The following is a 24,648-nucleotide window of genomic DNA, read 5'->3' on the forward strand; positions in this document are numbered from 1 at the left end:
ATCCTTAAAAGAAATTTACTCTGTCAAATTACATGCTATCTTCAATAACTTTCTTCATGAAACGTCCGCTAATAATGTAGACGTTTACTTCAAAAAAATTCTGAAGAATTCACATATTTTAATAGCTAGAGCGGATTACTATTAGTTCTTTAAAATTACAAGAATTAATACCTTACCTGTAGTATAACAGAGATTTCATTACTGTGGAATATTATTTTCAAATCAGTAAAAAAAAATTATTATCTAGCCCTTAACATCATACGATACAATCTACTGAAAATTCAATAATTAGTTTATCAAAAATACATAATCCACTTAAAAACTAGCAGAAAAAACCTAAAATTAACCATGTAATAATCAAACTACACTTACAGATTATTGAATTCAAAACCCAAAAAACACTTCTAATATAACATTTGTAAAAATATTCAAATTAAAAATCCAATAAAAAGTAATCGCTTACATCATTTTTATTAAAATTCAAAAAACTTTTTATCTTCCCTCTCTTTTATCCCTTATATTTCCTAATAAATTTCAAAAAAAGTCCCTTTCGTATAAAAGAAAGGGACTAAAATTTTACTCTTTTAATCTATAAAACTGTTGTGTATCAGATCATCCTATTTCCTTCCTTATTTTTCTACCTGGAATTCTACAGAAATATCGTTAGCATCTTCTATTTCTCCTCGAACAAGGCGCATAATTTTATTTGCATCAGCTGCCGATTGCTCTTCAGCTTTTACCGTCACCTTCACATCGTCCCCATCTACACGTACAAGAGCCGCATCAAAATCTAGCGAAACAATCATTCCTTCTAGAATATTTTCCTTTACTTTAATCTCACTTAATTGTTCGACCGCTTCATAAGCAGCGTTTCTTTCCTCCGTACTTAGCTCTGTATTCCCCATTTTTTCTGTTAATTCTTGGCTTAATTTAGATCGTTCATCATCAATTTGCATACGTAAAGCGTCAAATGTATCGTCTCCAGAAGTAATCGCTACGGATGCTTCAGAATCTTTTTTCGCTTCCTCATCTGATTTTGTGTCTGACTTTGTATCAGATTTTTCTTCTTTCTTTGTGTCAGTTGCATCAGGCTTCGCTACTGATTCTGATTCTGATTCCATTTCGTCTCCAACCATGGCATTTTCATTTTGTTCATTCTTTTGCTGTTCCGATGTCGCTGCATTTTGTACATTTTCAGGAGATGTTAAATAATAGACAGATAAGACGACGACAAGACTTAACATCGTTAATAACCATACTGTTTGTTTTTTCAATAACATAGTATACACCCTCCTATTTTTTAGGCATTACAGATACGCGATGGCTTGGTACATCTAAAGCACGAGTTACCGCCTCTACAATCCATTTTTTTATTTGGATATTTTCAGCACCTTTGGCAACAACTAATACACCGCTAACACTAGGCTTTTTCGTTTGTGTAACAATTGGACCCTCTTTATCACCATTTTTTATAATAACGAGCTGTTCATCAATCGAAGTATCTTCTACGGTTCGCTTCCCACCTTCTTGATCAGCTTCTTCTGTCACCTGTTTTTGGGTTACTTTATTTCTTTCAAATTCTTTCTTCTCTGTTGCATCCACATAGATGACAACTTTCACATCACTGACACCCGCAATCATCTCCAGTGCTTCTTTCATCTCATTTTGTAAATACACTTCATACTCTCGTGTTGTTTTAAATTCTGATTCGTTTTTCTGACCAAATACTTCGGCGTCTTTTGGTTCTTCCTTATTGTTAAATACGGATTGAAGTTTCTCATTTTGTTCCGGTTGATTAGCCGTAAATAAATTACCGACCATCATAATCCCCATTCCAAGTAGAACGATGATAAAGACATATACATAGAGTGATGGCTTCTTATCCTTTTGATTTTTATGTTTGTTCAAAAATTGAGTGAGCCAGGATAATGGACCTTTTTCATTTTTCAATGGTTTAGTCCCTCCTTTCCCCGGCAATTTGAATCATTTCTTCATCAATGGACCAAGTATTTGCTAGGAATTGTTTCACATCTGCATAGCGTGCATCATCTGTCACAAGAGCACGCTTTGTATCAATCTCTACCTTCGCAATGGCTTCAATGGTTTCATCCTCTTTTACTTCTGATAGGCTAACCGTAATATGTTGTAAATTCTCTGGTTCTGGTTTCTCTTCATCCTTAACAGTTACCTCAATATCCTGAATCTCCATTTGATACTTCTCCATCAGCTCCTCTTCTGCCTCTGCCTGTAATTGGACAGCCATTTGTTCTAAAATATATGCACTTTGGGCAGCTTGTATTTCTTTTTTCTTCGATTCTGTTAAATTTCCAAGTGACTGAGCCTCTCCCTGCTCAAATTGAATCGTCGCAGAGGCTAGAACATCATCAAAATTTGTATGAAGTAAACGTAGAATCGGTGTAATAATAACCGCTATAAGCAGCAGCCCAATCACCATTTTTGAATACTTTTGCAGAGCTGAGTTTGGAAGCAGCATATCGATGACGGTCGCTAATAGAATAAATATAATAATATTTGAGATCCAACTAGCTAAAAAATCCACGATATCGCCTCCTCTCTAACGAACCATGAGCGTAATATTCCCCGCAGCAATAATAACGGTGATACTTAGAAAAAACATAAGTGACACAATCGCAAGCGCCGCAAAAATAAAGATGATACTTTTGCTAATAATACCGAGACAAGCAATCACCGGACCTCCACCGAGCGGCTGCAATAAACTCGCTGCCAATTTATAGATAAACGAAATCACTAAAATTTTAAGGGCAGGAAATGTGATAATCGCTAATAAAATAACAACTCCAGCCATTCCCACTGTATTTTTTAATAAAACCGATGCATTAATGACGGTATCTGTAGCATCAGTGAACATTCGGCCAACCACCGGAATAAAATTTCCTGTTATAAACTTAGCCGTCCGAATCGTCACGCCATCAGCTACAGCCGAAGAAGTTCCTTGTACGGAAATGACCCCAAGAAAAACCGTCATAAATGCACCGAGAATACCGATGGCAAAGTTTCGCAATAACTGGGCAAGCTGCGTCGCTTTATAATGATCGGTAAGTGTACTGACAATGCTTAAAATCGCCGAAAAGAATAAGAGCGGCAGCACGACATATTGAACTAAAATGCCGCTTGTATTCATCAAAAACATCAAAAGCGGGTGAAAAAAAGCGGCTGAAATGAGCCCTCCCGAAGTAGCAATTAGCGCAAGTAACAATGGAATAAGCGCCATTAGGAAGGAAGTCATCATGTTAATGGTCTCTTTCGTATATTCCATTGCTACATGAAAGCTATTTAACGCTAATATAATGAGCACCATGTACACAATGGCATATGCGACTTTACTAATGGAGCTTTGTTCAAAAGCATTTTGTAAAGATTGCAAAAACATACTAAAGATTGTTAGCAGAAGAAGCGAACCAAGCAGCTTTCCATTCACAAGCAGCTCATGAAAGACAAACTTTGCAATACCTTTAAACCACTCGCTAAAGGAGAATTGCTTCTCTCCACTTACAAAATCCATAAAGCTGCCTTTTTGACTTTCTGGCAAAAAACCACCATACTCTGTAATGACGCTATCCCAAAAGGTTTTTAACTCTTCAAAGTCAATTCTCTCAAGTTGATCTTGTACTAAATCCGACTGCATAATGGGTTCTTGTTTCAATTCATCTTCTTCAGCAGCCTGTCCAACGGTCGTTTGAAAAAAAAGGAACAGCGTGTATACAACGATAAAAAAAAGATGCCGCTGCTTCATAACTTCACCTCATCGACTAGTAGAAATTGTTCATTAACTTGGGAGCATCTGTAAGATGGTTTCGATAATGACCGTTAAAATCGGAATGGCCATCGCTAAAATTAAAATTTTCCCACTTAACTCAATTTTAGAAGCCAATGAGCCAAGGCCGGCATCTTTTGTAATCTGAGAAGCAAATTCAGCAATATAGGCAATGCCGATAATTTTAAGAATCGTTTCTAGGTAAACCGTATTTACATTTGCATTAATGGCCAGCTTTTCAAGCATCATAATAATTTCATAAATTTTATCTGCCAAAAACAAGAAAATAGAACAGCCAACAAAAACAACTAATAAGAAAGCGAAATTCGGCTTTTGTTCTTTTATAATTAAAGCAAGAAAAGCAGCCACGAGAGCAATCCCAACAATCTTTATGATCTCAATGACGCATCCCCTCCTTTACTGAAACAAAAAGACCGATTTAATTTTTTGAAATAAATCTTCTACAATCGAGGCAACCATAAACAAAATATAAATAAAGCCGAATAAAGTAACCCACTGGGCATATTCTTTTTTTCCAACTTGATCAAGAATCGTATGCAAAAAGGCGACAACTAAGCCCACTCCTGCGATTTTAAAAATGATGTCTACTTCAATGCCCATCTTCCATTCCTCCCACTTCTGCTACATCAGCAAAATGATTAATAATAACCCTGATAAAAAACCAAGACTTTTCATCATTTTTTCATACTTTCCTTGCAGGTCGACGGCTTCGCTCTCTTCACGTTCTAAATGAGCCATCGTCAGCATAATTTGCTTTTGCTGGTGGTACTTATCGCTTTTGCCTAACATTTCTCCAAATTGCGTAAGAATTTCATACTCTCCTTGCTTTAAAGAAAGAGAGCTCCACACTTCTGTTAAACTTTCCTCCCATGCTTCTTTAACCGTTGTTTCCCCTTGATCAAGCCTTGTGGCAAATGCCGCAAATAAATGATTCAGCGGCTTCGGCAGCTGTTTTTGTAATTTTTGCGCTGCTTCTTTCAACGGGGTATGCCCGTACATAATTTCCGCTTCGAGTGATTGCAAAGCGACTTTTAGTTGCCGTAATTGCCGCGGTCTTGTACTTAATTTTCGGGCAGCCTCAAAACCAGCCCAAGTAGTAGCTATGATAATAATTGCTGCGCCTAACAATTTAAACATGAAGTTCAGCACCTGCCTTCACGTACACCTGTTGTCCTTTTTCGTTCAAAATATGATAGCTCCGGTTTCCTTTATCATCTCGTCTAATTTCAATAAAGCGTTCAAAAATATTTTGAGCTAACAGATTGGCAATAAAGGGACGTTTTTGGACTTCTTGAAATGTATAACCATGCGTTGTAATGATGAGTTTAATTCCCGCATTTACTGCATCTAAAACAGCCAACGCATCTTCCTGTCTGCCAATCTCGTCCACAACTAATATATCCGGTGACATCGACCGAATCATCATCATCATTCCTTCTGCTTTCGGACATCCATCTAACACATCGACGCGAATCCCAAACTCTAACTGCGGTACACCATGAACGCAGCCGGCAATTTCAGAACGCTCATCAACAATTCCTACCTTTTTAGCAGGGATATTGAGCGGCTCATGTCCCGTGGACATAATTCTTGCAATATCACGAAGAATGGTCGTTTTTCCAGTTTGCGGTGCACCGATAATCAATGTATGATGCCATTGATCGTTATATATAGAAGGAATAAGCGATTCGGCGACACCAATCTTTTGCCGAGCAATACGAATATTAAATGAAGAAATATCACGGATTGCTTTTACTGTACCGTTTTCTAAAATAACCTTGCCCGCAAGACCAACACGATGTCCGCCAGCAATGGTTATATAGCCGCGCTTCAATTCCTCTTCTAATGTATATAACGAAAACTGACTCAAATGACTTAATAATTGTTCCGCATCCCGTGCGCTTACCTCATAAGGAATAAAGTATGGCTGTCCTGCCACAGTTACTTCAATTGGTTTTCCAACACGAATGCGTACCTCTTCACTGCGCGACAAAATATCCGGTGGTACTCTAAGAAGCGGATCTTGAATTTTTTTTGGCAAAAGAGCAAGTACTGATTCCATCTAACGTTCCTCCTGTATCCACCATTTCCCTAATATGTATGCAAATCGCCCAGCATTCATGACAAGCTTTCGAAAAGTACGCTAGGCTAAGAGAGGAAAATAAACCGTGAAATGACAGCACATCTAAACAGCAATGTAAAGAATAGAGAAAATCTTTTAAACTAAGAGGGGATTTTATCTTTTCCCGACAGAAAACTCCCATCCTCAAGGAATATGAAGGGCAATAGCCCAATGAGTAGGTGGGAGATGAATATCGGTTGGCGGTATCTAAAACACTTGTTCGTATGGTATAATATTCCTGTAAGTTATTCTTTGAAAACTGAAGATAGGAGGTTGTGACAGGAAAAACGTCTGTCGCGTAAAATCTTCAACGTTCTAATCGCCTCCACACGCACCGAAGTAGCGAAAACCAAGCAGAGTAGGGCGTGTGGCGAGTTCAACGTACAAAATAGCAACACCGCGCAGGAGGCTAATAAGCCGTCTGTACTGCTAACTGTCGGTGCGACAGGGTTAGCCTGCTAAATAACTAGTGGATACACTGGTGTTCGCAGGAATCCCCCACTTCAAGCTTTAGCTAAGTGGTGGGTAGTTCAAGGGAATCAGATATGATATATAGAAGATATTAATGAAGAAATGAATATTAATATTGTTGTGCATATGGATTTACAATCCAAAAGTGCGTGTAGTCAGTTTAATCAGCAAGAAAGTCAACTACCCACCACTTAAACACTAACGTGTTTTGAAGTGGGGGCTTGACCCTAGTTGTCTAGCCTAAGTCTTCCGGTACACAGTTAGCTGTGGCGAGTGGACTACGTTGGGACCATCTTTTTGATGGGTTCATACATTTCTGTATGGATGTGAATACGACCTGGTGTGATTCCCTAGCACCTTTGTCGTTCAGGCTCTGTAATAGTTCTGATTGGGAAGGAACGGTCAACCTGAAGCAAGAAGCGAACCAACATTGGCGAAGGGAAACGAACTCTTTCAAAGGAGGGACGAGACTTGAGAGTATTCGTCAAAAATATGCGAGGAGAAGCTCTTTCTCCTTGCGAACAAAGAAAAGCTAGAATATTACTAAAAGAAAAGAAAGCTAAAATTATAATCTACCAGCCTTTTACGATACAAATGACGGTTCCTACCGGTGAAACAACCCAATCTACCCTATTAGGTGTAGATTTAGGAGCTAAACATTTAGGAATGGCTGTTGTTTCCGAAGGAAACGTGTTAGCAAAAGGAGAAATTGAATTACGTCAAGGGATCAAGGGCGATTTAGAAACACGCAGCACGTATCGCGGAAGCCGACGTAATCGAAAAACACGTTATAGAAAATCCAAATTTGAACACAAAACAAAACGCATTTATAGTATCAAAAAGAAAAAGTGGATAAAAGAAAAGAAATCGTTTATCTCACCAAGACCAGAAGGGTGGCTTCCGCCATCCATTCGAAGTCGAATCGATAATACGTTCTTTTGGATTGATACGTTTGCTTCGCTTATTCCAAATTGTAAGATTCATATAGAAGTAGGAAAATTTGATGTAGCGAAAATGATTCATCCATCTATTCAAGGAAAAGAATATCAAGAAGGACCAGCTGCTGGCTATCACGATGTTCGGTATTTTGTATTCGCTAGAGACAGCTATACGTGTCAATTATGCAAAAAGAAAAACAAAATCTTACAAACTCATCATATTGTGTATCGCAGTCACGAAGGGACAGACCGAGCATCGAATTTGATCACCTTATGTACAGATTGTCATACAAGCGAAAATCATAAAGAAGGACAAATTCTTTGGAAATGGATGCAAGAAAAAAGGAAAACCAAATCGTATAAAGAAGGTCCGTTTATGAATAGCTTTCGTCGAAAGGTATTTGTGAAATATCCAGAGGCTCATATTACCTATGGTTCTATCACAACACCTAAACGAAAAGAATTAGAACTTGAAAAAACCCATTATAATGACGCAATTGCGATTGCAAATCCAAGCGTTATCAACCGAAATGTCGAAGTCATTTTCGTAATGAAACAATTTAGAAAGAAAAAACGTTCTTTGCACGAGGCAACCGCTAGAAAAGGAAGAAAAGAAAAAAATCGCACACAAAAAAGAAATGAGAAAAACACAAGAATGGTGAAAGGATTTCATCTAAACGATCAAGTTTGTGTATTTGGTCAAATCGGGTTTATCACTGGTTTTTCAGGTAGCAGCACAGCTTATGTGAAAGATATACACGACGAGTATCTAACTGTGCCAGGAAAAACCTATAAACAAGTGAATTTAAGTTCTTTACGACTCATTCGCCACAATAACAATTGGCAATATTTTATACAAAAAGAGTCCGTCTAACGACGGAAGGAAATTCACCCCCTCCCTACTCACTGGGCTACGCCCTTCGCATTCCTTGAGGAAGGGGACTTCTTTCCTAACTACATTAAACATAACAGACATACCGAATAATCCAATTATCATTGATGATAGATTTACTCATGTGCCCATCAAAGTAAACAAGTGGCTGAACCTTCTGCGGTTATTAAAAATAATCTAATTGATTGCTGAATAATAAAAAAGAACCTTATGAGAATAAATTCACTATTCCCAAAGGTCCTTCATTTTTAATCTCTTTTGTCTGTATTAGGCTCATAATCTACTTCAACATGATCGAGCCCCTCTAATACTTCTTTAATTCTTTTAGATACATTCTCTGTTTTGAAAATATAGTATACTAATTCCTGCGTCCCTAGATCTAAAATCTTCCCATTGATTGATTTTTCCCCAATCGTATACATTGTCATCAAGAACACCTTCAGGATAACCAATTTGCTCAGTAAGCCATTCTCCATGCTGTGCAATTAAAGCCTTATAATCCCATTCGTTAATAGATGGGTCAGCTACACATAATTCGATTGCCTGGATAAGCTCATTAGCAAAGAAAATATTAATAAAAAACTTTTTACTTCCTAATTGAACTGGAGATAAAAATCTAATAGCATCTGACACTTCATCGATTTTTGTAGTTTTCATACGATTTTTTAGATTATTTACTACCTCAGAGTATTTAGTTTTAGAATCAATCGTAAACCCATCAATAGTTACAATTCCTTGCTTTAAATTCATTATTTCAATCCTCCAGGCCCTTTCAACTTCGCGAATTGCAGCCTATGGTGCCGGCTATGACTCGTTCATCCTCGGATAGTTTTCAGGATCAATACCTTCCGCCGCTCTCTTCGTATCATAATAGTCGGTGATTTCACTTGTAAAGGTTTTACTTCTCCATTCTAAAGCCCATCCTTTTCTTTCATTTCTCTATTTATGTATAAAAAAAGACCTTAACAACAAACTGTTAAGGCCTACTAAAGATTTCAACTTTGAAAATATAATATACTAATTCCCGCATCACTAGATCTTTGATCATACCACTGTGTGATTTTCCCCCACTCAAACATATTTTCCGATAAGATTCCCTCAGGATAGCCTATTTGCTCTGTTAACCATTCTCCATGTTGTGATAATTTTTCTTCGTAGTCCCATTCGTTAATGGATAGATCACTAACCTTTAATCGTATTCCTTGTATATTATTATTTTCAAATGAAATTCTAACAGCAAACTTTTTATTCCCCAATTGTATAGGTTTTAAAGATCCCACTGTCGCTTTACCATTTTTTCTTTTCCTTACCTCAAGACTAGTATTTATGGTTAGAAATTTTTCAAAAACAGTCAATTTGGTATCTTTACTAACTTCAATACCTTCTACTATCAATTTTCCTTCTTTTAAATTACTCATTAGCTAATCCCCATTTCTATTGAACTCCCCCCACTACTCATTGAGCTATGTTCCCATTCCCTGAGGTGAGAGTCTTCTGTCGAGAAATGATAAATCAGCAATTTCTCTCGCCTCATTAATTTCATCTTTGGTTGCTACCCAATAAATATAAAACATACTATTTATCAAAAATTTATAATCATGCAATCTCTTAATTCTCTATGTTATCCTTTCATTAACTGCTTTCTCATTTTATGTGTTTCTATATCTACTAGTCTTACAGGAATGGGTAAACCACTCTCTTGATGTGAATAGTAGATCAGAAAAAAATATTATTGTTTCTACTTACATTTTTTAATTATCTTGAAGTCCTATTACAATCCATTCATCTACAATATCCCAAAAATTCACATTATAATCAGGTTGGTCATTGGTAAACCACAATGTTGCTACATCATCGATACAGTTATTTAGATCTATGGCAACATAACCTCCCATGCCATTTTCAAAAAAAACATATGTTGTAGCAATATTAATTCCTAATGGTTCATCTTGTAACTTTTCATAAAATTCCTTAATAGACTCTGGAACATTGGATCAACCTTATTGCATTTCTGAAATATAAATTGAATCGTTCGGTAAACAACCTTCGTAATAAAGAATTTCGTCATTTTCACTCTTTACACTATATAGAACTGCATATTGTCCATTATCTACAACAACTACTACGTTAAAACTTACGAGTTTGTACAAGTTCGTTAATTTTATGTCCATTCCATATGTTTTACTCGTCACACAGTGAAATGTCATCTCGCCTAAGCTCGTATATCTTATTTTATCGTGTCAAGAGATGGGGGTCTAAACGGTAGCTTATGATGGCATAACCATCATAAGGTCAAGACTTCAAAATGACCATTTCTTTTTCTGTACACTTCACATATGCTTTGCTTTTCATTCATTTTTGTTTATTCTTTTTATATTCTTCAATTATTTTGACATCACGTTTTCTATCATCATCTGGAAGCATACCTAATCTCTCATATTTCCAAATTACTTGTTGTTCATAAATATCTTCATTTTCTAAATTTCTATAATCATAGTCAATATTAAACTTCCCATCCGACGTCAATTCAAGTGTTAGATTAGTCCAAGGCTCCTGTTTATTCTTTTTAAACTCACTCCATAATGCTCTTAAATATGTGTATAATTCAAATAATTGATTATCAACTTCTTCGTCCACATTATCCATATCTTCAATATCTAAACTGTAAATAGGTGTTGCTTTTTGAAATGGATAATAATAAAAATAAGTTGTATTAGACCACTCTGTTACTTCCGAATACAATAAAACTTTATCCCAGGCCTCCGGAATAATTACATTCAATTGCGTTCCTATTTTTTGATATAAATGTTCCAGTCCTTCTGTATTCATTTATTTACCTCCATACACATTTTCTAAAATTGTTTGGTACTTTCTTTAAGGAGCGTTTGAGTATGTTGGACTTGCTGGTGTATGTATGCCTTGCTGTATGAGAAGTTCGCTCCTGCTTTGTCTACAAGTTTCGCTGCTCCCGAAATTCCCAGTGCCGTTATCAAGCTTTGCTGGCGCTGTTCATCAGTCAGCTCATTCCCAAACATACTCTTACCAAGCATCGCTGCACTTAATCCGTTAGCCGAGACTAAACCGTAAATGCCCATCTCACTTTTTTGTAGAATAGATAGAGACTTGGATGTTTTGTAGGCATCGAGAGCATGATTCGCCGCGTTCATTCCTTTGGCCAAGGAACCTTTTTACAATTATCTATTGTTTATCGCTACGAGCTTGTACAGTCTCTCTTGTTTGTTAACTATACCATGATGATACTACCTTCATGGGTTATGAATTCAATGTACGCATTATTCATTTTGGTCAAAGTATAAATTTCCCCAAAAAAACACCTGATGCCCTAAAAAGCAATCAGGTGTTTTATAGCTAGTTATATAAATTAATTCATTACTAATCCTATCTTTAAACCAACGAACATGTTAATTTCCTTAGCAGAACATGGTTATATAACTCGATGATGGCACAACCTTCATGAGTTATGAATTCAAATCTTAGCATACCTTTAACTGTGAACAATTTAGAGATTATTATTTTTTATCTCCTCAAACCATTCGTCAGCAAAATCATCAGCCGTTTTTATATCATCATTTGTATGTACTAAATCATACTTGTATTCAGCTTGGAACTTGCCACTGTTAGCATCGTATATTAATTTCATCTCCGTTGGCATGTCTCTTTCGTATTCTTTGCATAATATTTCAATTTCTTCGATATCTTCACCTATAATTTGTAATACCTTAAACATTCGTTCTGGAGACATATCATATCTTTCTTCTCCATTCTCCAACGCATCATTCACCTTATGGCACTTTACATATTGATTGTTAATTAAATAAAAGAACTTACCCGATATCATACCTTCTTCACATGAAGCATAGACGTATACTTTATCCGCTCTATCTTCGACATATTCCATACATATGGAAATCATATCCGCTTGCAATTCACTAAATCTATCTTCAAATTCTTTCATACTACTTTCTCACTCCTTAGATTAATTTTCAATAACTTCAAAGCCCAGCTCACCATCAATAGAATAATTAACTATAAACTTCTTTGGACGCATATCATTTCCGGAATAAATTATTTCAACATCAACTGTTACTTGTTTAGGAGGTGTTGTTTCTTTCAAAACTGTAGCCATTTTCTTCAATCTTCTAGCTCAGCCGATAATCGAAATAAACCCAGTCACTTCCATCGAAATTTCTCCTATAAAAATTTAATTTTTATGGTTTAATTCCTTCTCTTTTCAGATATGCTCTTGTGTAGTGCTTTCCATACTCCACTTTGGCTATTTCTCAGGATACATTCGACACTACCTCAAAACCATTTTCAAACCCTTCGCGTTTCGCTTCAAATAATTTTTCCTAGTAATTAGGTCAACCCCATCTGTTACTGTAAACGACTCATCATGATATCAATATAGTCTTTTTAATCTAGTGCTATTTTGAAACCTGTGAATAATAAAGAATAACCTTACGAGAATAAATTCACTATTCCCAAAGGTTCTTCATTTTTAATCTCTATTGTCTGTATTAGGCTCATAATCTACTTCAACATGATTGATCCCCTCTAATACTTCTTTAATTCTTTTAGATAAATCCTCTATCTCTACAGCTGTCAATTCTCCTGACGCTTCTTTAGGGTTGAAACTATTTAGTTTATTTGTTATAGCTTCAAGATATCCGTTAAATACTTTATCATGCGTAATCAATATTTCACCAATAGCCGTATAACCAATAAAATCCTCTATATTACCCAGATCAAGATTCTCGTTAAAGGCCCTAGCAATAGCATATCTACATCCTCTATTTTTATTTAAATACTCTTGATAATCCTCCTGGATAACTTCAAATAATTCATTATAAGTAAAGTGCTCCATCAAAAAACCTCCCATAATAATAAAAAAATGAAGTTCTTATGTGCTTATTTATTTCGCCATATACTAAGACTTTTGACCATTCTTCAAGAATCATTTCATTTACCGTTTGAGCAATTTTTTGATAAAGACTATTCAACTTCAATTCATCCATTTTTATTTACCTCCGTACTCGTTTTTACTTTAGTGGAGGCTCGTATATATAAATTTTCACCTTCCTGTTATGAAAATCAAAATTTATGTAACATTTTAAACGAATAGAAAGTATTATACGACCGTCTCTAGTAAATAAAATATAAAAAGCACTTGTTGCCTAAAAAACAATCAAGTGCATTATGGTGAACTTATAAAGTACTTCACAGCAAATCTTAGCCTTAAACCAATGAGCTTGTTTAATTTCGTAAGTTTATAGGTTATTCCCTGTAACAATACTTCTTTAGTTTAAAATGTCATTTCGCCAATTTACCGTTTTTATTTTCGTATTGTCATAATACTCCGTAATGATACTATCATCATGAGCTATCAATTTTTCATTTATACTTCCAATATAGTCAATCTCTTATAAGGATTACTATTCTGCTGAAGGATTATAATCAACCGCTACATTTTTTAGTCCTTCTATTACTTTATTTATTCGTCTCGATAAGTCTTTTATTTCTTCTAATGTTAATTCATCTTCTGCTTCTTGTGGGTTAAACATGCTTAACCTCTTTGTTATACCTTCAATGCGCCCAACAAAAACTTGATCATGGCCGATTGCAATTTCTCCAATAGCAGTATCAACAATAACATCTTCTATCTTGCCTAAGTTGTCAAATTCATCCGCTAGTTTTGCTATAGCATACCTATATCCCCTATCTTCATCTAACAACTCTTCATATGTCTCCTGAATTGCATCAAATAATTCATTATACTCCCAATCTTTCATTAATTTTCCCCTCCAATAAAAATTAAGTTTAAGGAATAATTCTATTACCATTGTTGTGTATAACTTCTAATTCAATATTTTTATATTTAGTAGCAAACTCTGCTATGACTTTACTGCAACTGTCACAAGTATCCAATTCTGTGAATAACTTAATTTTCCCAGTAGCTTGTATATTCTCTCCAAGCCTAGAAGCAATATCATTTAGTATTTTATACTCCGTATCTGTATTCCTTAAGTAACTCTCCCCCTCTTTACCAACTGCTTTTGTAGCTTTAAACATTGGATTTTCAGGTTGTAAAGAAATATCAGGCACCTTATCCTCAAGATTTCCTTTGAAGTCATTTATGCTACTTTGAGCATAAAATTCAGATTTACTTATCCCACTGACATCTACTTCTGCAACAGCAAAATTACCAGATTTCTTATACCTACTTGTTAATTTTCCCCTTAGCTCCTTCACTCTATCAATTATATGAGCTTCAGTTGCTGTATCAATTTTCCTTGTAGGATAAACTTTACCCGTACCCTTATCAACCGTATTCCCCGAACTCTTCTTCACCGCAAACTGCTGAACAATATCCTTAATCTGCGTCTTATCCATCCCAACATGAACAAATCTCGTTCCGTTGCTAGCAAGTAATTGCTCGGCCTTGATATGGGTAGGGACTTCTACTTTTCCGAGTTCTCTGCCGATTGCCTTGGCTGTGGAAGCTCCTGACTTTCCAACATTTTTTAACGTGTCATAGCCAGCTCTTCCCCTATCCTTAAGGGTCGTTTGAGCGTGTTGGACTTGCTGTTGTATGTATGCCTTGCTGTATGGGAAGTTCGTTCCTGCTTTGTCTACAAGCTTCGCTGCCCCCGCAACCCCAACAATCCCAAGTGCCGTCAATAGACTATTCTGGCGCTGCTCATCCGTCAGCTCATTCCCAAACATATCCTTACCAAACATCGCTTCGCTTAATCCGTTAGCTGCGACTAAGCCGTAGATGCCCATCTCACTTTTTTGTAGAATAGATAGAGACTTGGATGTTTTGTAGGCATCGAGAGCATGATTCGCGGCGTTCATCCCTTTAGCTGTTGAATAGATGGCTTTTCCGCCTTTGAATGCTCTTCCGGCCCAGCCGACGACGGGGATAAAGCCTGCTGCGGCCATGGCTCCGGCTGTGATTCGTTCGGCTTCGGATAGTTTTCTGCCTGTTACAGGGTCAACACCTTCTACGGCTCTCTTAGTATCATAATAGCCGGTGATTTCACCTGTAAAGGTTTTTGTCGCCTCCCACGCTTTTTCGTACCAGGGGCGGTTTTCCTTAGCTTCGATTTCTTTGGCTAGCTCTCTTGCTTCATGCTGCTCCTTTTTAAATGTTAAATATTGATTCGTTTGCTTCGCTACATCATCTTTCAGCTGATAGATTTCACTCGTCTTATACGCTTTAGCATTAAAGTTGAGAGGAGATATGTTCTCTCCTTTTCTCGTCGCCTCTATCAGTTGATTGAACAGAGCATAGACATACGTTTCTGTTTGTTCAGATAGCGCATATTCCGTCGTTAACTCTTCATCTAGCTTATTGACTTTTTGAATCGTTTCGTTGCGTTCTTTTTCGGCCTCGTTGATGTTTTCATCGAATTTTTCCTTGGAGAACACCTGGAGGGAGATTAAATCTTCAATATCGTTAAAGATTTGCTGGAGATCTTCTTGCTGCTGGGTGACCATTTCTTTCGCTAACTGATTCGACTGAGACAGATTTTCTTCTAGGAAAGGTACTTTTACAACGGTGTCTCCTGATAGTTGAACATCTTCTGTCATTCCTTGAACGCCTTCGAAAAAAGCCACTTGTTGATTAATAAGCTGGATCCATACGTCAACTACATCGATTTGTGCTTTATAAAATCCTTTGATGGCTTCAGCTCCGTTGCCGAGAAAATTCCCATTATCTACAATTCTAGCAAACTCTATTTTTAATTGCTGAAATTGCTCTTTTAATGCTTTATATTGCTTGGCACGTTCTTCAACAGAATGAACCAACGTGTCGGCTTCATATATTTTCATTTCCATTGTTCATAAAGCCCCTTTACATTATTTGACGATCGCTTCATCTTGTTTTTTCAAAATGTCTACATTCGCATGTGTATCTTCCACGTTTTTTTGAACGGCCTGCATATACTGTATAACCATTTTTTGTAGATTCTCTTCTCTTTGAAGCCATTCTTTTGTAAATGTAAGCTGATTCTGTCCAAGTTTTGTTTCAGAAGGACTTGGGAGATGTAATTCACTAAGCTGCTTTTTCACATCATTTAATTGTTGAATCACTTCTGAATAATCCAGTTTGATCTTTTGCATTAAAACAGCCTCCCTTTTAAATCACTGATTTTACTTTCTAACTCATCAAATACCTCTTCTCCCTTCCCTATCAATTGACTTGCTTCATTAGCCAATCCACTTGTAAAGTCCAATATGCTGCGTTCCACCTTTAATAGATTGATTTTATTTTCAATACTTTGCACGTAGTCATCATAATCATCATTGATGATGGTGGCCATCGCTGTATGGGTTTTCTCTCTAAAATTATCAAAAGAATTTGAGCGGCTCCCCGTCCATAAAGCATCTAGTTGAGGTTCTAGAATTTTCCGGATTTCTTGCAAACTGATATATTGTTCTTCCTTTATTTTCTGTTTCGCTTTCTCTAGCCGGGAAATTTTTTCATCTATAGCTGCTGATTGGCTTGAAATTTCATTGTAAATCTGATTAAGTGCATCTGAAAAACTCATATTTACACCTCCTGTAAAGTGAAACTTCCATCAATGGGGGAACATTCTTAAAAATAAGACGAGCTGAGAGAAGGCTTGATTCCTCCCTCAGCTCGCTTATCCCTCACTTCAATTGCTGGTTTCCTTGCGCCATTTTAGGAATAAGCAAAACGAGTACCACTATCAGTCCAATGGCTAGTAAGCCGATTATAACCATTAACTGTATTTGTCGATTTGGGGGATCGTCACTTTTGTCTTTAAGCTGAAGATCCTCTGGTCTCTTATCCGAAAAAAGATTCATTTGTTCGGCTTTCTCAGCAATGGTCTGTTGGGCGTTCATCTCTCCAACGAATAACTGATTTAATATTTCTTCGTTAGAATCAGACATTGGAAGTTCAAACGTTAATTCCTTTTGCTGCTCTGGAATAGATTGCTTATTTTCATATAGTGCCTTTTCATGTAAATACTCTGTGTTTTCCTTGAACTCTTTTTTTTCATACTCATTCGGTGTGAGCGTTTCAAGATCAGGTGCAGCTGCCTCGGTCGCATTTACATTTATGAAGAGACTTATAGGAAACAATAAAGCAAGCATTATCCTTCGATTAAGCTTCATATGACTCTTCCTCTTCGATACTTCTTGTTCGTTTATCCTTTCGGATTTTTACAGCTAACGGAATAAGGGCCAGAATAACAATGATGCCCATTAACACAGTAACAGCTGGAATAAATAAAGATTCAGGTTCATATTGAATCGACATATATACTTTTGACATTGGATCTTCATAATTAATATTTGGTGCTATTAAAGCAAGTAATGGACTAACAAAGAACATCACTAATGCCACACTCACAATCCATCCTAATAAGTTTCCACAAGTAAAGCTAACGAGAATAATCGTAGAAGCAGCAGTAAGCAGAAGAACTGTCATAATTGTCCATTCAATCGCTCGCATTTCTTCTAATGGATAAATATTTAAGCCATATATGCTAATAATTAAACCAACAATTAAATTTAGCAGCGCAAACACAGCTACTTGGACAAGCTTAGGTGCCCCTTTGAAATAATGACTGAAATATCCAATTAATAAACTAGCAATCAACACAATGACCAGGATGATAACAGGCGGTATATTCTTTTCTTCCTTCTTCGATGTGCTATCTCCGCTAATTTGAAGCGGTTGAGCTAAATGATCATAAACCGTTCCATTCTTTTGGCCATCTACATACGCATTTCCTAAGACATTAAAGATATCGTCTCGGAACATTTTTGTTGTATCCACATTTGCTGCCCATTTATTATTAAGCGTGTTGGCATCTTGTTGTACATTCTCAACCTTTGATTGCAGGTCATCTGTATACGTAACAATCTGATCTTGACTGTCTCCAAGAGAATTCACTAAGTCATGAATCATAGCCATTTCTTGCGCAAGCCCCTTCTGATGAGTAACAACTGACTGTCCATCCACTTTCCTTGAAGCCGGGACATCAGCAGAAATGAATTGAACATGATCCATTACTTGTTTGGAGCTGTCTTCAAGTGAAGATAAATCTTCCATAATAGCAGAATGTTGTTCTTCAACTTCTTCACTGTATCCCGCTAAAAACGTATTCAATTGTTCTTGTAAAGTTGTTATTTTTCCTGTTGCTGATGGCATATCTGCAGAAAGTTCATTCCACATAGTTTGTTCTTGCTCGTTTATCCCAAGAATTGGACTGATTCTTTCCTGTACAGCTTGAAGATTTTCATTACTTGCATTCAAGCTATCTTGTAACAATGTTTCTAATTGAACAAGTCCAGCATAATAATTCAAAATAGCATTTGAAAATCCACCTTGAATCTTTTTAGAAAATACGGAGGATAACTGGCCCTTTGTCTCCTCAGTTAGAACAGGAGAAGCAAGAATCGCTTGTTCTTTCTTCTTAATCTCTTCAATCAATTCATCCGTTTGGTCAACTTGGGAATTAGCATTATCTGATAAATCTTTAATCTTTGCATTTAGTTCATCCACAATTGGCTGTAATGGATTTTCCTCAGCGTCCATCGCAGCAAGCTGTTGTTCCACTTGAGACATTCGCTCCGCCAACAGCGGTATACTGTTAATCGTAGCAGTTACCTGCTCTGGCTGCGGTTCAGCAATAGCTTCTAAGTTTGCCTTTATATCATTGAGCTCTTTAGCAATCGACTGTAATTCTTCTCGTTCTTTTTCCGTGTTAACCATTCCCGCCGATGATTGTTCGGTCGGGGTTTGAGCAGTATCCGCTGCTCCCTCATTATCTGGTTGTTGAGGTCCATTCGTTAATTCCGATTTTAAAGTCTGAAGCTTGTTCACTACCTTATTCAGAAAGTTTGTCTCCCTCTCTCTAAAGTAAGCAATCAACTCCTCCTTCTGACGATCGATTTGATCTAATCGAATAGCGGAAAGGTTATTAACATTTTCACTATTTTCTTCTAACTGTTTCCCCATTTCTTCTAGTTCAAGAGACAATTGTCCGCCTTGTTGATTAAAAGAATTGATAGAATCAGTCAATGTCGGGATCTGATTGGCGGAAAATGCCTTAATTGTTCCAAGGCTTTCCTCTTGCAATTGCTGCAATACTTGCTGCTGAGCTTCCTGATATTCTTTATATTTTTCTACAAATTCAACAAATCCTGTTAAGCTCTGTTCAAATTGATTAATATTATCGATTCTGTCCGGAGTAGTTTTATCCAGTGACTTCGTCGCTGTTTGAATACTTTCGAGCATACTTTTTTGCTGCTTAATCTCACCAGCCAGGCTTTTCGAACTTGGACTATAAAATGCTAACATTGCCTTTTGGAAGTCAATTTCTTTCTGTACAATCTCATCAAAATGACCTCGTACACCTTCTAAATCTTGTGAAATGTACATCCAATACAACGTAGATATTTTTCCATTGACACGGTTAGTCGCACGCTCCATTTCACGCAAAACTTTCTCGCGGTTCGTGACATTTAATTGTTCTTGAACATCATACTCAAATTTGGCTTTATTTGGTTGTTTATCTTCGTACGTCATAATATTGCTCGAAAAATCAGAAGGAATATAAACAACTGCATCGTACTTTGTGTTTTTAAGACCATTGACCGCAGCGCTTCGGCTCATTGCCACCCATTGATAATTGGAATCCTCTTCAAGAATGGTCATAATTTGCGTCCCGAAGTCTATCGCTTTATTTTCCTTTTCTGCCTTTATATCCTCATTTACTACGGCGATTGTACGCGTTGCGTTTTCCCTAACCTGGAAGGGGTGATCACCAATAGAACCAAAGAAGACTGCCGGGGCGGCAAGAATAAGGAGTATAACTAAAATCATTTTTATCATATATCTTGTTTTACTTATCATAAATAAACCCTCGTTTCAGTAGAGCATAATGGAATTTGTATTTTCGTCTCCTTGCCATTAATGACATAGTAGCCATACCCCGGATAGATTTCCTCTTCTTTTCGCTCATACGATAAGGTAAATAACGTTTGTTCTGATTTCTTCATTAATACAACAGCTTGACGAATCTGCTTAATTTCAACGGTTAATGAATCATACCCTTTTGTTAAGTCATTATTACTTCCAGAAACAAATACGTGGAAACCAAGGTGGCTGTAATTTTTCATAAGCTTTGAAATTCGATCCTGCAACAGACTGTCGATAGATTGAGAGAATCGTGAATACCCATCAATAACGAGTGCAATTGGTGAATATTCCGTTCTTACAGGGCCTTGTTGAATGTTTGCGAGATAATCATGTTCTCTTCCCGCTAACAGCTGTTCAATATGAATCAACCAATCTGTAATTTGCTCTTTCGTTTCTAAATACGTGACAGCTTGCTCCGATGAATAACTCGATAATCCTCGATCAAATGAATCAAATATTCCTACTGATTCTGTTCCCTGGTCAATTAAAGAATTTACTAATACTTTTAGAACATTGGTCTTCCCTTTTTGTGCTGGGCCAAGAACGATACAATGTTTACTTTTCGCAAAATCAATATAAACCGGTTGAACGGACTCTTCGTTAAGACCAATAGGAATTTTGCCGATTGTCTTAGCTTTCTCTATATATGATGTGAAATTCAACATCGTTAATTCGGATGGAAGCATTGGAACCGGTTTAGGCCCCTTAAAGCCTTCATATTTTACTTTCAACAACTGAACATCTTGCTTGATTGATTCCAGTATTTCATAATCATCCTTACCTTCTGCTGGCAAAAATACTTGTGAAAAATAGGACTCATCTTTCCTAATAATCGCTCTGCCTGGAATCGGTTCAGGCGTGAAAGGAATTCTCCCTAATATAGAGTAAGCCTCACCGCTGTCCATTAAGTAATGAACAATTTTCGTCTTCAAATTATTCATAAGAGGTTGACGAACTGCATTAATCCTTGTAGCCGTAAAAATCATATAAATCCCTAACGACTGACCATCCCTTGCAAATTGTGTAATTTGTGCTTCAAGTTCCTGCATTTCTTCTTTTATCAAATCAAAATTATCAATCGCAATAAAAAGAAGCGGCAATTTCTCATCACTTAATTGATTAAACATTTTAATACTGTTTACTTCCTGCTGTTGGAACAGTTGCTTTCTTTGTGCGATTTCACCTTTTAATAGATTCATAAACTTCTCAATCTTTCGCCCCTCATCCATTAAGAAAAAGTCAGCTGTATGTGGAAGCTGCTTTAATGGAAGAAGAGTACCATTTCCAAAATCAAACAAGTAATAATACATTTCTTCAGGACTGAATCTTTCCGCCATACTAAGTAGAAGCGTGATGACTGTATAGGATTTCCCGTATCCTGAAGAACCAAAAATCCCTATATTTCCATCATCAAGCACATCATAATGAAAAGCGGTTTGACTTTGCTTCTCGGGTTCATCTACTAAGGCGAAACTAATTTCATTTCTATTAGATGCTCGATAAGGTTTTCTAGATATCCAATGAGCAAGAGGCGGCAGCCATGGACTGGGCAGTTTCTCAATTCCCATTTCAGCCTGTATGACCTCTATTTTTTCTACAATTGCTTCCATTTCGGTTTTTTTGTTTGCTTTCTTTCTATCATGGGTTGTAACATTTGATAATGGAATTAAACCAAGATCCGTTACGAGAGCAATCTCATCTTCCGATTGAGAAGTATCTTCGAGATACGGTGAACCGCTCCATGCTGACTGGAATAGCTCATACACTTCATTATTACCTACTTGCAAATAGCCTCTTCCTGTCTCAGTAATCGTTGCAGCATCACCGTTTTTAAGAATTTCTCTACTGTCATTTGCATCCTGCACTTTCAAGGCCACTTTAAACCGTGCGTTACTCCAAATTTGTTCATCAATGACTCCACCAGGCTTTTGTGTAGCTAGAATTAAATGCACGCCTAAACTTCGCCCGATTCGAGCGGCGCTGACAAGCTCCCTAATAAAGTCAGGCTCTTCACTCTTTAACTCTGCAAATTCATCGGATATAAGAAATAAATGTGGTAATGGATCTTTCGCTCTACCTTGTTTATACAAATCCGTATAATCATCAATATGATTTACCTGATACTCATCAAACAAACGTTGTCTCTTCTTTAACTCACTTTTAATAGAAGCAAGTGCTCGTTCACTGAAGTTTTTACTTCCTTCAATATTCGTAATCGTTCCAAGTAGATGCGGCATGTTTTTAAAAGGCTGCGCCATCCCTCCGCCTTTATAGTCAATAAGTAAAAAGGCAACTTCATGTGGATGAAAATGAACAGCTAATGACAAGATGTACGTTTGTAAAAACTCACTTTTCCCTGACCCTGTCGTTCCAGCAAGAAGTCCATGCGGCCCGTGTGCTTTTTCGTGCAAGTTCAATTCCACAACATCTTTTTTTCCCTTTAAACCGATTGGAGCAGCTAGAGACTTGGCTGATTCATTCGTCAGCCAGTTTTGCTTAATCGGTAATTGATCTACATCTTGCATGTGTATCATTTGTAAAAAAGAAACACTGTTAGGAATAGAATTGGTCACTCCTACTTGATGATTCAAGGTTTTAAGTAGACGAGCAAATTTTTCATTGCCTTTTTGTTGATGAGCATCGAGTCTAAATGGAATCGACACGGCTTTTTTATCTTGGATTAAAATATCTCCCTCTTCATCATTGATATATCTGACGAGAGTATGAATATGTTCTGTTAAACTTTCTTTTGCTTCTGCGGCAAATATGACCGATAGTCCAAGGGATGGATGTTCTCCCTCCAAATACTCTAAGATGACATGATCCGTTATTAATTGCTGATTGGCAATAATAAACACGAGATGCGGGGAAAATCTTGTTTTCTCTTTATCCTCCTGAAAATCACGTTCCCGCAGCATTTCGTAGATGGATGAAAGCAATTGATCTCGGGTTTTCTCATTATATATAAGCCCTTTTGCATGAACATGAGGCAATTGAAAATGTGGAAGCCACTTCATCCATTCCCACTCGCTATATTCTTCTTCATCAAAAATAAAGACCATCCGCACATCATGATAACTATGAAAAAAAGCGAGCTGTCCAATAATCTGATGAAGCTCATTTTTCACAACATTTTCTTTACCAATTAAACCAATTGCTCCTTTTGATAAATCAGCAACAATCGGAACATTTTCGATTTCCCGATACACTTTCTCCATTTGCTGAGATTGTTCTAATAGATCATCCATCTCTCGATTTGCCATATCTCCAGAATTAATCGAGATTTGATAACTTGCCGGTACTGTCCCTTTTCCAAGTCTAAATTGGAGAAGGTCATAACTATCTAATGAACGTTCCCATAGACGATCTGATAGTTGCTCTGTCAAGTACTTCATTTTTTCAAATGATGGAAAATGGAAATGCAATACCTCTTTTTGCTTTTCCGATAACTCTAATAACTCATTTCTTTTATTCTCTAAATAATGAGTATAAACTCGGCGTCTCCGTTCTTTCCGCTTCTTTTGATTTCCTTTATCTTTAAAGAATTGAACAGTCGATGTGACAAGCGTAGTCATGAACATAACCATCGAAATAATAATAAAGATCCCTCTAGGTTGGATACGTGCAACGATCCCCATAACAATTAACATAATGAGCGGAGGCATAATAATAAGCCATAGGCCTCTATTGGAATCTTCCGACTCTTGAACTGGAAAGGATAAAGAAACCTTTTCCTTCGGGAGTTCATACACCATTCTCGGTGTTCGCCGATACATCGGGTATTTCTTGCTCATAACAGATTGCGGCTGTTGTATGATCGGAAGCTCGGTCTCATACTCTCCTATACTCTTTATCTCTAACACATCATCTTCAAGAAGCTGAAAGGTCATAAAAGAACAAAATAGCAAATCTCCTAGTTTCACTTCTGTCTTCTGCGGAATCCTCTTACCATTCAAATAAAGATTGGACATCTCAGGCTCAATAACCCAGCCATTTCCCGTCTTGAATAGAGTAAAGGAGTCCTTTGTTTGCTCTATAGGAAAAGAATTTGAATGAAAGATTTCTGCCTTATTATCAAATGACGAATATGTAATTTCAGACTGATAGCCTAAATAATATGTTTGTATCCTTTCATCTGATATCGTTAGAAAAATGGTTAATAGCTGATCCTGTTCTTTTAATTGAAAGGAATGATTTTCATTTGCCCTGCCAATGATGCTCCCTTTTCTCCATACAGAGAACCCTGATTCCTCTACTTCGATAGTAATTGGTCCCTCTGTAAATGGATAATGCCTTAATGTAATCATGTGTTTGACGTCTGGACCAACAGTTAAGGAATGCTGTTGTCCTTTGCTCAAGCGCACCCTCTGGTAATATTGATCATAAAACAACCAGAGATTACTCATGCTATCATCTCCTGTAATA

The 24,648-nt window shown here is 36.8% G+C and carries 25 protein-coding genes; 1 reads left to right on the forward strand and 24 read right to left on the reverse strand.

Annotated features, from left to right (window positions below; translation table 11 throughout):
• Window positions 1–629: 629 nt before the first annotated feature.
• Genes D1953_RS02015 through spoIIIAA form a run of 8 tightly spaced genes read right to left on the reverse strand, consistent with a single transcriptional unit; the run spans window position 630 to window position 5,879 of the window.
• The gene (locus tag D1953_RS02015) at window positions 630–1,280 is read right to left on the reverse strand and encodes a SpoIIIAH-like family protein (protein WP_119115472.1); all 651 of its coding nucleotides are present in this window, start codon (window positions 1,278–1,280) and stop codon (window positions 630–632) included.
• Window positions 1,281–1,293: 13 nt separating this feature from the next.
• Window positions 1,294–1,950, reverse strand: coding sequence for a stage III sporulation protein AG (gene spoIIIAG / locus D1953_RS02020; protein WP_119115473.1), 657 nt, complete (start codon window positions 1,948–1,950; stop codon window positions 1,294–1,296).
• Window positions 1,951–1,954: 4 nt separating this feature from the next.
• Window positions 1,955–2,560 (reverse strand): stage III sporulation protein AF, encoded by a 606-nt coding sequence (spoIIIAF, locus tag D1953_RS02025; protein WP_119115474.1) that lies wholly within the window; start codon window positions 2,558–2,560, stop codon window positions 1,955–1,957.
• A 15-nt stretch (window positions 2,561–2,575) separates the two neighbouring features.
• Complete coding sequence (spoIIIAE, locus tag D1953_RS02030) at window positions 2,576–3,775, reverse strand: stage III sporulation protein AE (RefSeq protein ID WP_119115475.1); 1,200 nt, start codon at window positions 3,773–3,775, stop codon at window positions 2,576–2,578.
• 33 nt (window positions 3,776–3,808) lie between these two features.
• The gene (spoIIIAD, locus tag D1953_RS02035; protein ID WP_281271518.1) at window positions 3,809–4,198 is read right to left on the reverse strand and encodes a stage III sporulation protein AD; all 390 of its coding nucleotides are present in this window, start codon (window positions 4,196–4,198) and stop codon (window positions 3,809–3,811) included.
• Between the two features lie 15 nt (window positions 4,199–4,213).
• Complete coding sequence (spoIIIAC, locus tag D1953_RS02040) at window positions 4,214–4,417, reverse strand: stage III sporulation protein AC (RefSeq protein WP_110927473.1); 204 nt, start codon at window positions 4,415–4,417, stop codon at window positions 4,214–4,216.
• Between the two features lie 21 nt (window positions 4,418–4,438).
• Window positions 4,439–4,954, reverse strand: a complete 516-nt coding sequence (gene spoIIIAB / locus D1953_RS02045) for a stage III sporulation protein SpoIIIAB (protein WP_119115477.1) — start codon at window positions 4,952–4,954, stop codon at window positions 4,439–4,441.
• Entirely contained in the window at window positions 4,947–5,879 is a 933-nt protein-coding gene (spoIIIAA, locus tag D1953_RS02050) for a stage III sporulation protein AA (protein WP_119115478.1), read from the reverse strand. The genes spoIIIAB and spoIIIAA overlap by 8 nt, the downstream gene beginning before the upstream one ends.
• A 1,002-nt stretch (window positions 5,880–6,881) precedes the next feature.
• On the opposite strand from spoIIIAA, the gene iscB reads away from it, so the two are divergent.
• Window positions 6,882–8,222 carry an RNA-guided endonuclease IscB gene (gene iscB / locus D1953_RS02055; protein WP_119115479.1) on the forward strand — a complete coding sequence of 447 codons (1,341 nt, stop codon included), beginning with the start codon at window positions 6,882–6,884 and terminating at the stop codon, window positions 8,220–8,222.
• Window positions 8,223–8,564: 342 nt separating this feature from the next.
• Here iscB and D1953_RS02060 read toward each other — a convergent pair whose 3' ends face one another.
• The 16 genes from D1953_RS02060 to essC form a co-directional block, all read right to left on the reverse strand.
• Window positions 8,565–8,990, reverse strand: a complete 426-nt coding sequence (locus tag D1953_RS02060) for a hypothetical protein (RefSeq protein WP_245979825.1) — start codon at window positions 8,988–8,990, stop codon at window positions 8,565–8,567.
• A gap of 245 nt (window positions 8,991–9,235) precedes the next feature.
• The gene (locus tag D1953_RS02065) at window positions 9,236–9,658 is read right to left on the reverse strand and encodes a hypothetical protein (RefSeq protein WP_119115481.1); all 423 of its coding nucleotides are present in this window, start codon (window positions 9,656–9,658) and stop codon (window positions 9,236–9,238) included.
• A gap of 582 nt (window positions 9,659–10,240) precedes the next feature.
• The gene (locus D1953_RS21620; RefSeq protein ID WP_245979826.1) at window positions 10,241–10,447 is read right to left on the reverse strand and encodes a hypothetical protein; all 207 of its coding nucleotides are present in this window, start codon (window positions 10,445–10,447) and stop codon (window positions 10,241–10,243) included.
• A gap of 145 nt (window positions 10,448–10,592) precedes the next feature.
• Complete coding sequence (locus tag D1953_RS02080; RefSeq protein WP_119115482.1) at window positions 10,593–11,069, reverse strand: immunity protein YezG family protein; 477 nt, start codon at window positions 11,067–11,069, stop codon at window positions 10,593–10,595.
• Window positions 11,070–11,092: 23 nt separating this feature from the next.
• Window positions 11,093–11,419, reverse strand: coding sequence for a hypothetical protein (locus D1953_RS02085; protein WP_119115483.1), 327 nt, complete (start codon window positions 11,417–11,419; stop codon window positions 11,093–11,095).
• Between the two features lie 341 nt (window positions 11,420–11,760).
• The gene (locus tag D1953_RS02090; protein WP_119115484.1) at window positions 11,761–12,216 is read right to left on the reverse strand and encodes an immunity protein YezG family protein; all 456 of its coding nucleotides are present in this window, start codon (window positions 12,214–12,216) and stop codon (window positions 11,761–11,763) included.
• 21 nt (window positions 12,217–12,237) lie between these two features.
• Complete coding sequence (locus D1953_RS02095; protein ID WP_119115485.1) at window positions 12,238–12,387, reverse strand: DNA/RNA non-specific endonuclease; 150 nt, start codon at window positions 12,385–12,387, stop codon at window positions 12,238–12,240.
• Window positions 12,388–12,759: 372 nt separating this feature from the next.
• Window positions 12,760–13,125 carry an Imm3 family immunity protein gene (locus tag D1953_RS02100; RefSeq protein WP_119115486.1) on the reverse strand — a complete coding sequence of 122 codons (366 nt, stop codon included), beginning with the start codon at window positions 13,123–13,125 and terminating at the stop codon, window positions 12,760–12,762.
• The gene (locus D1953_RS02105; protein WP_119115487.1) at window positions 13,106–13,276 is read right to left on the reverse strand and encodes an immunity protein YezG family protein; all 171 of its coding nucleotides are present in this window, start codon (window positions 13,274–13,276) and stop codon (window positions 13,106–13,108) included. Before D1953_RS02105 ends, D1953_RS02100 begins: the two co-directional genes overlap by 20 nt.
• A 417-nt stretch (window positions 13,277–13,693) precedes the next feature.
• Window positions 13,694–14,050: an Imm3 family immunity protein gene (locus D1953_RS02110; RefSeq protein WP_119115488.1), complete on the reverse strand. Its 357-nt coding sequence runs from the start codon at window positions 14,048–14,050 to the stop codon at window positions 13,694–13,696.
• Window positions 14,051–14,078: 28 nt separating this feature from the next.
• Entirely contained in the window at window positions 14,079–16,103 is a 2,025-nt protein-coding gene (locus D1953_RS02115) for a deaminase domain-containing protein (RefSeq protein WP_119115489.1), read from the reverse strand.
• A 21-nt stretch (window positions 16,104–16,124) separates the two neighbouring features.
• Entirely contained in the window at window positions 16,125–16,388 is a 264-nt protein-coding gene (locus D1953_RS02120) for a YwqI/YxiC family protein (protein WP_119115490.1), read from the reverse strand.
• Window positions 16,388–16,816, reverse strand: a complete 429-nt coding sequence (locus D1953_RS02125) for a YwqH-like family protein (protein ID WP_119115491.1) — start codon at window positions 16,814–16,816, stop codon at window positions 16,388–16,390. The genes D1953_RS02120 and D1953_RS02125 overlap by 1 nt, the downstream gene beginning before the upstream one ends.
• A 103-nt stretch (window positions 16,817–16,919) precedes the next feature.
• Window positions 16,920–17,408, reverse strand: a complete 489-nt coding sequence (gene essA / locus D1953_RS02130; protein ID WP_119115492.1) for a type VII secretion protein EssA — start codon at window positions 17,406–17,408, stop codon at window positions 16,920–16,922.
• Complete coding sequence (gene esaA / locus D1953_RS02135) at window positions 17,398–20,157, reverse strand: type VII secretion protein EsaA (RefSeq protein ID WP_119115493.1); 2,760 nt, start codon at window positions 20,155–20,157, stop codon at window positions 17,398–17,400. Before esaA ends, essA begins: the two co-directional genes overlap by 11 nt.
• A complete protein-coding gene (gene essC, locus D1953_RS02140; RefSeq protein ID WP_119115494.1) occupies window positions 20,154–24,629 on the reverse strand; it encodes a type VII secretion protein EssC in 4,476 nt (1,491 codons plus the stop codon). Before essC ends, esaA begins: the two co-directional genes overlap by 4 nt.
• Between the last annotated feature and the right edge of the window lie 19 nt (window positions 24,630–24,648).

The organism is Peribacillus asahii (assembly GCF_003570725.1).
Lineage (GTDB): Bacteria > Bacillota > Bacilli > Bacillales > DSM-1321 > Peribacillus > Peribacillus asahii.

Bases quoted from the DNA above. Each gene is read 5' to 3' on its own strand.
- D1953_RS02090 (WP_119115484.1), bottom strand. From the start codon at position 12,216: ATGAAAGAATTTGAAGATAGATTTAGTGAATTGCAAGCGGATATGATT.
- spoIIIAB (WP_119115477.1), bottom strand. From the start codon at position 4,954: ATGTTTAAATTGTTAGGCGCAGCAATTATTATCATAGCTACTACTTGG.
- D1953_RS21620 (WP_245979826.1), bottom strand. From the start codon at position 10,447: ATGACATTTCACTGTGTGACGAGTAAAACATATGGAATGGACATAAAA.
- spoIIIAC (WP_110927473.1), bottom strand. From the start codon at position 4,417: ATGGGCATTGAAGTAGACATCATTTTTAAAATCGCAGGAGTGGGCTTA.
- D1953_RS02105 (WP_119115487.1), bottom strand. From the start codon at position 13,276: ATGGATGAATTGAAGTTGAATAGTCTTTATCAAAAAATTGCTCAAACG.
- D1953_RS02115 (WP_119115489.1), bottom strand. From the start codon at position 16,103: ATGGAAATGAAAATATATGAAGCCGACACGTTGGTTCATTCTGTTGAA.
- spoIIIAA (WP_119115478.1), bottom strand. From the start codon at position 5,879: ATGGAATCAGTACTTGCTCTTTTGCCAAAAAAAATTCAAGATCCGCTT.
- essC (WP_119115494.1), bottom strand. From the start codon at position 24,629: ATGAGTAATCTCTGGTTGTTTTATGATCAATATTACCAGAGGGTGCGC.
- D1953_RS02060 (WP_245979825.1), bottom strand. From the start codon at position 8,990: ATGAATTTAAAGCAAGGAATTGTAACTATTGATGGGTTTACGATTGAT.
- D1953_RS02110 (WP_119115488.1), bottom strand. From the start codon at position 14,050: ATGAAAGATTGGGAGTATAATGAATTATTTGATGCAATTCAGGAGACA.
- spoIIIAE (WP_119115475.1), bottom strand. From the start codon at position 3,775: ATGAAGCAGCGGCATCTTTTTTTTATCGTTGTATACACGCTGTTCCTT.
- D1953_RS02125 (WP_119115491.1), bottom strand. From the start codon at position 16,816: ATGAGTTTTTCAGATGCACTTAATCAGATTTACAATGAAATTTCAAGC.
- D1953_RS02015 (WP_119115472.1), bottom strand. From the start codon at position 1,280: ATGTTATTGAAAAAACAAACAGTATGGTTATTAACGATGTTAAGTCTT.
- esaA (WP_119115493.1), bottom strand. From the start codon at position 20,157: ATGATAAGTAAAACAAGATATATGATAAAAATGATTTTAGTTATACTC.
- essA (WP_119115492.1), bottom strand. From the start codon at position 17,408: ATGAAGCTTAATCGAAGGATAATGCTTGCTTTATTGTTTCCTATAAGT.
- D1953_RS02100 (WP_119115486.1), bottom strand. From the start codon at position 13,125: ATGGAGCACTTTACTTATAATGAATTATTTGAAGTTATCCAGGAGGAT.
- D1953_RS02065 (WP_119115481.1), bottom strand. From the start codon at position 9,658: ATGAGTAATTTAAAAGAAGGAAAATTGATAGTAGAAGGTATTGAAGTT.
- D1953_RS02095 (WP_119115485.1), bottom strand. From the start codon at position 12,387: ATGGCTACAGTTTTGAAAGAAACAACACCTCCTAAACAAGTAACAGTT.
- D1953_RS02080 (WP_119115482.1), bottom strand. From the start codon at position 11,069: ATGAATACAGAAGGACTGGAACATTTATATCAAAAAATAGGAACGCAA.
- D1953_RS02120 (WP_119115490.1), bottom strand. From the start codon at position 16,388: ATGCAAAAGATCAAACTGGATTATTCAGAAGTGATTCAACAATTAAAT.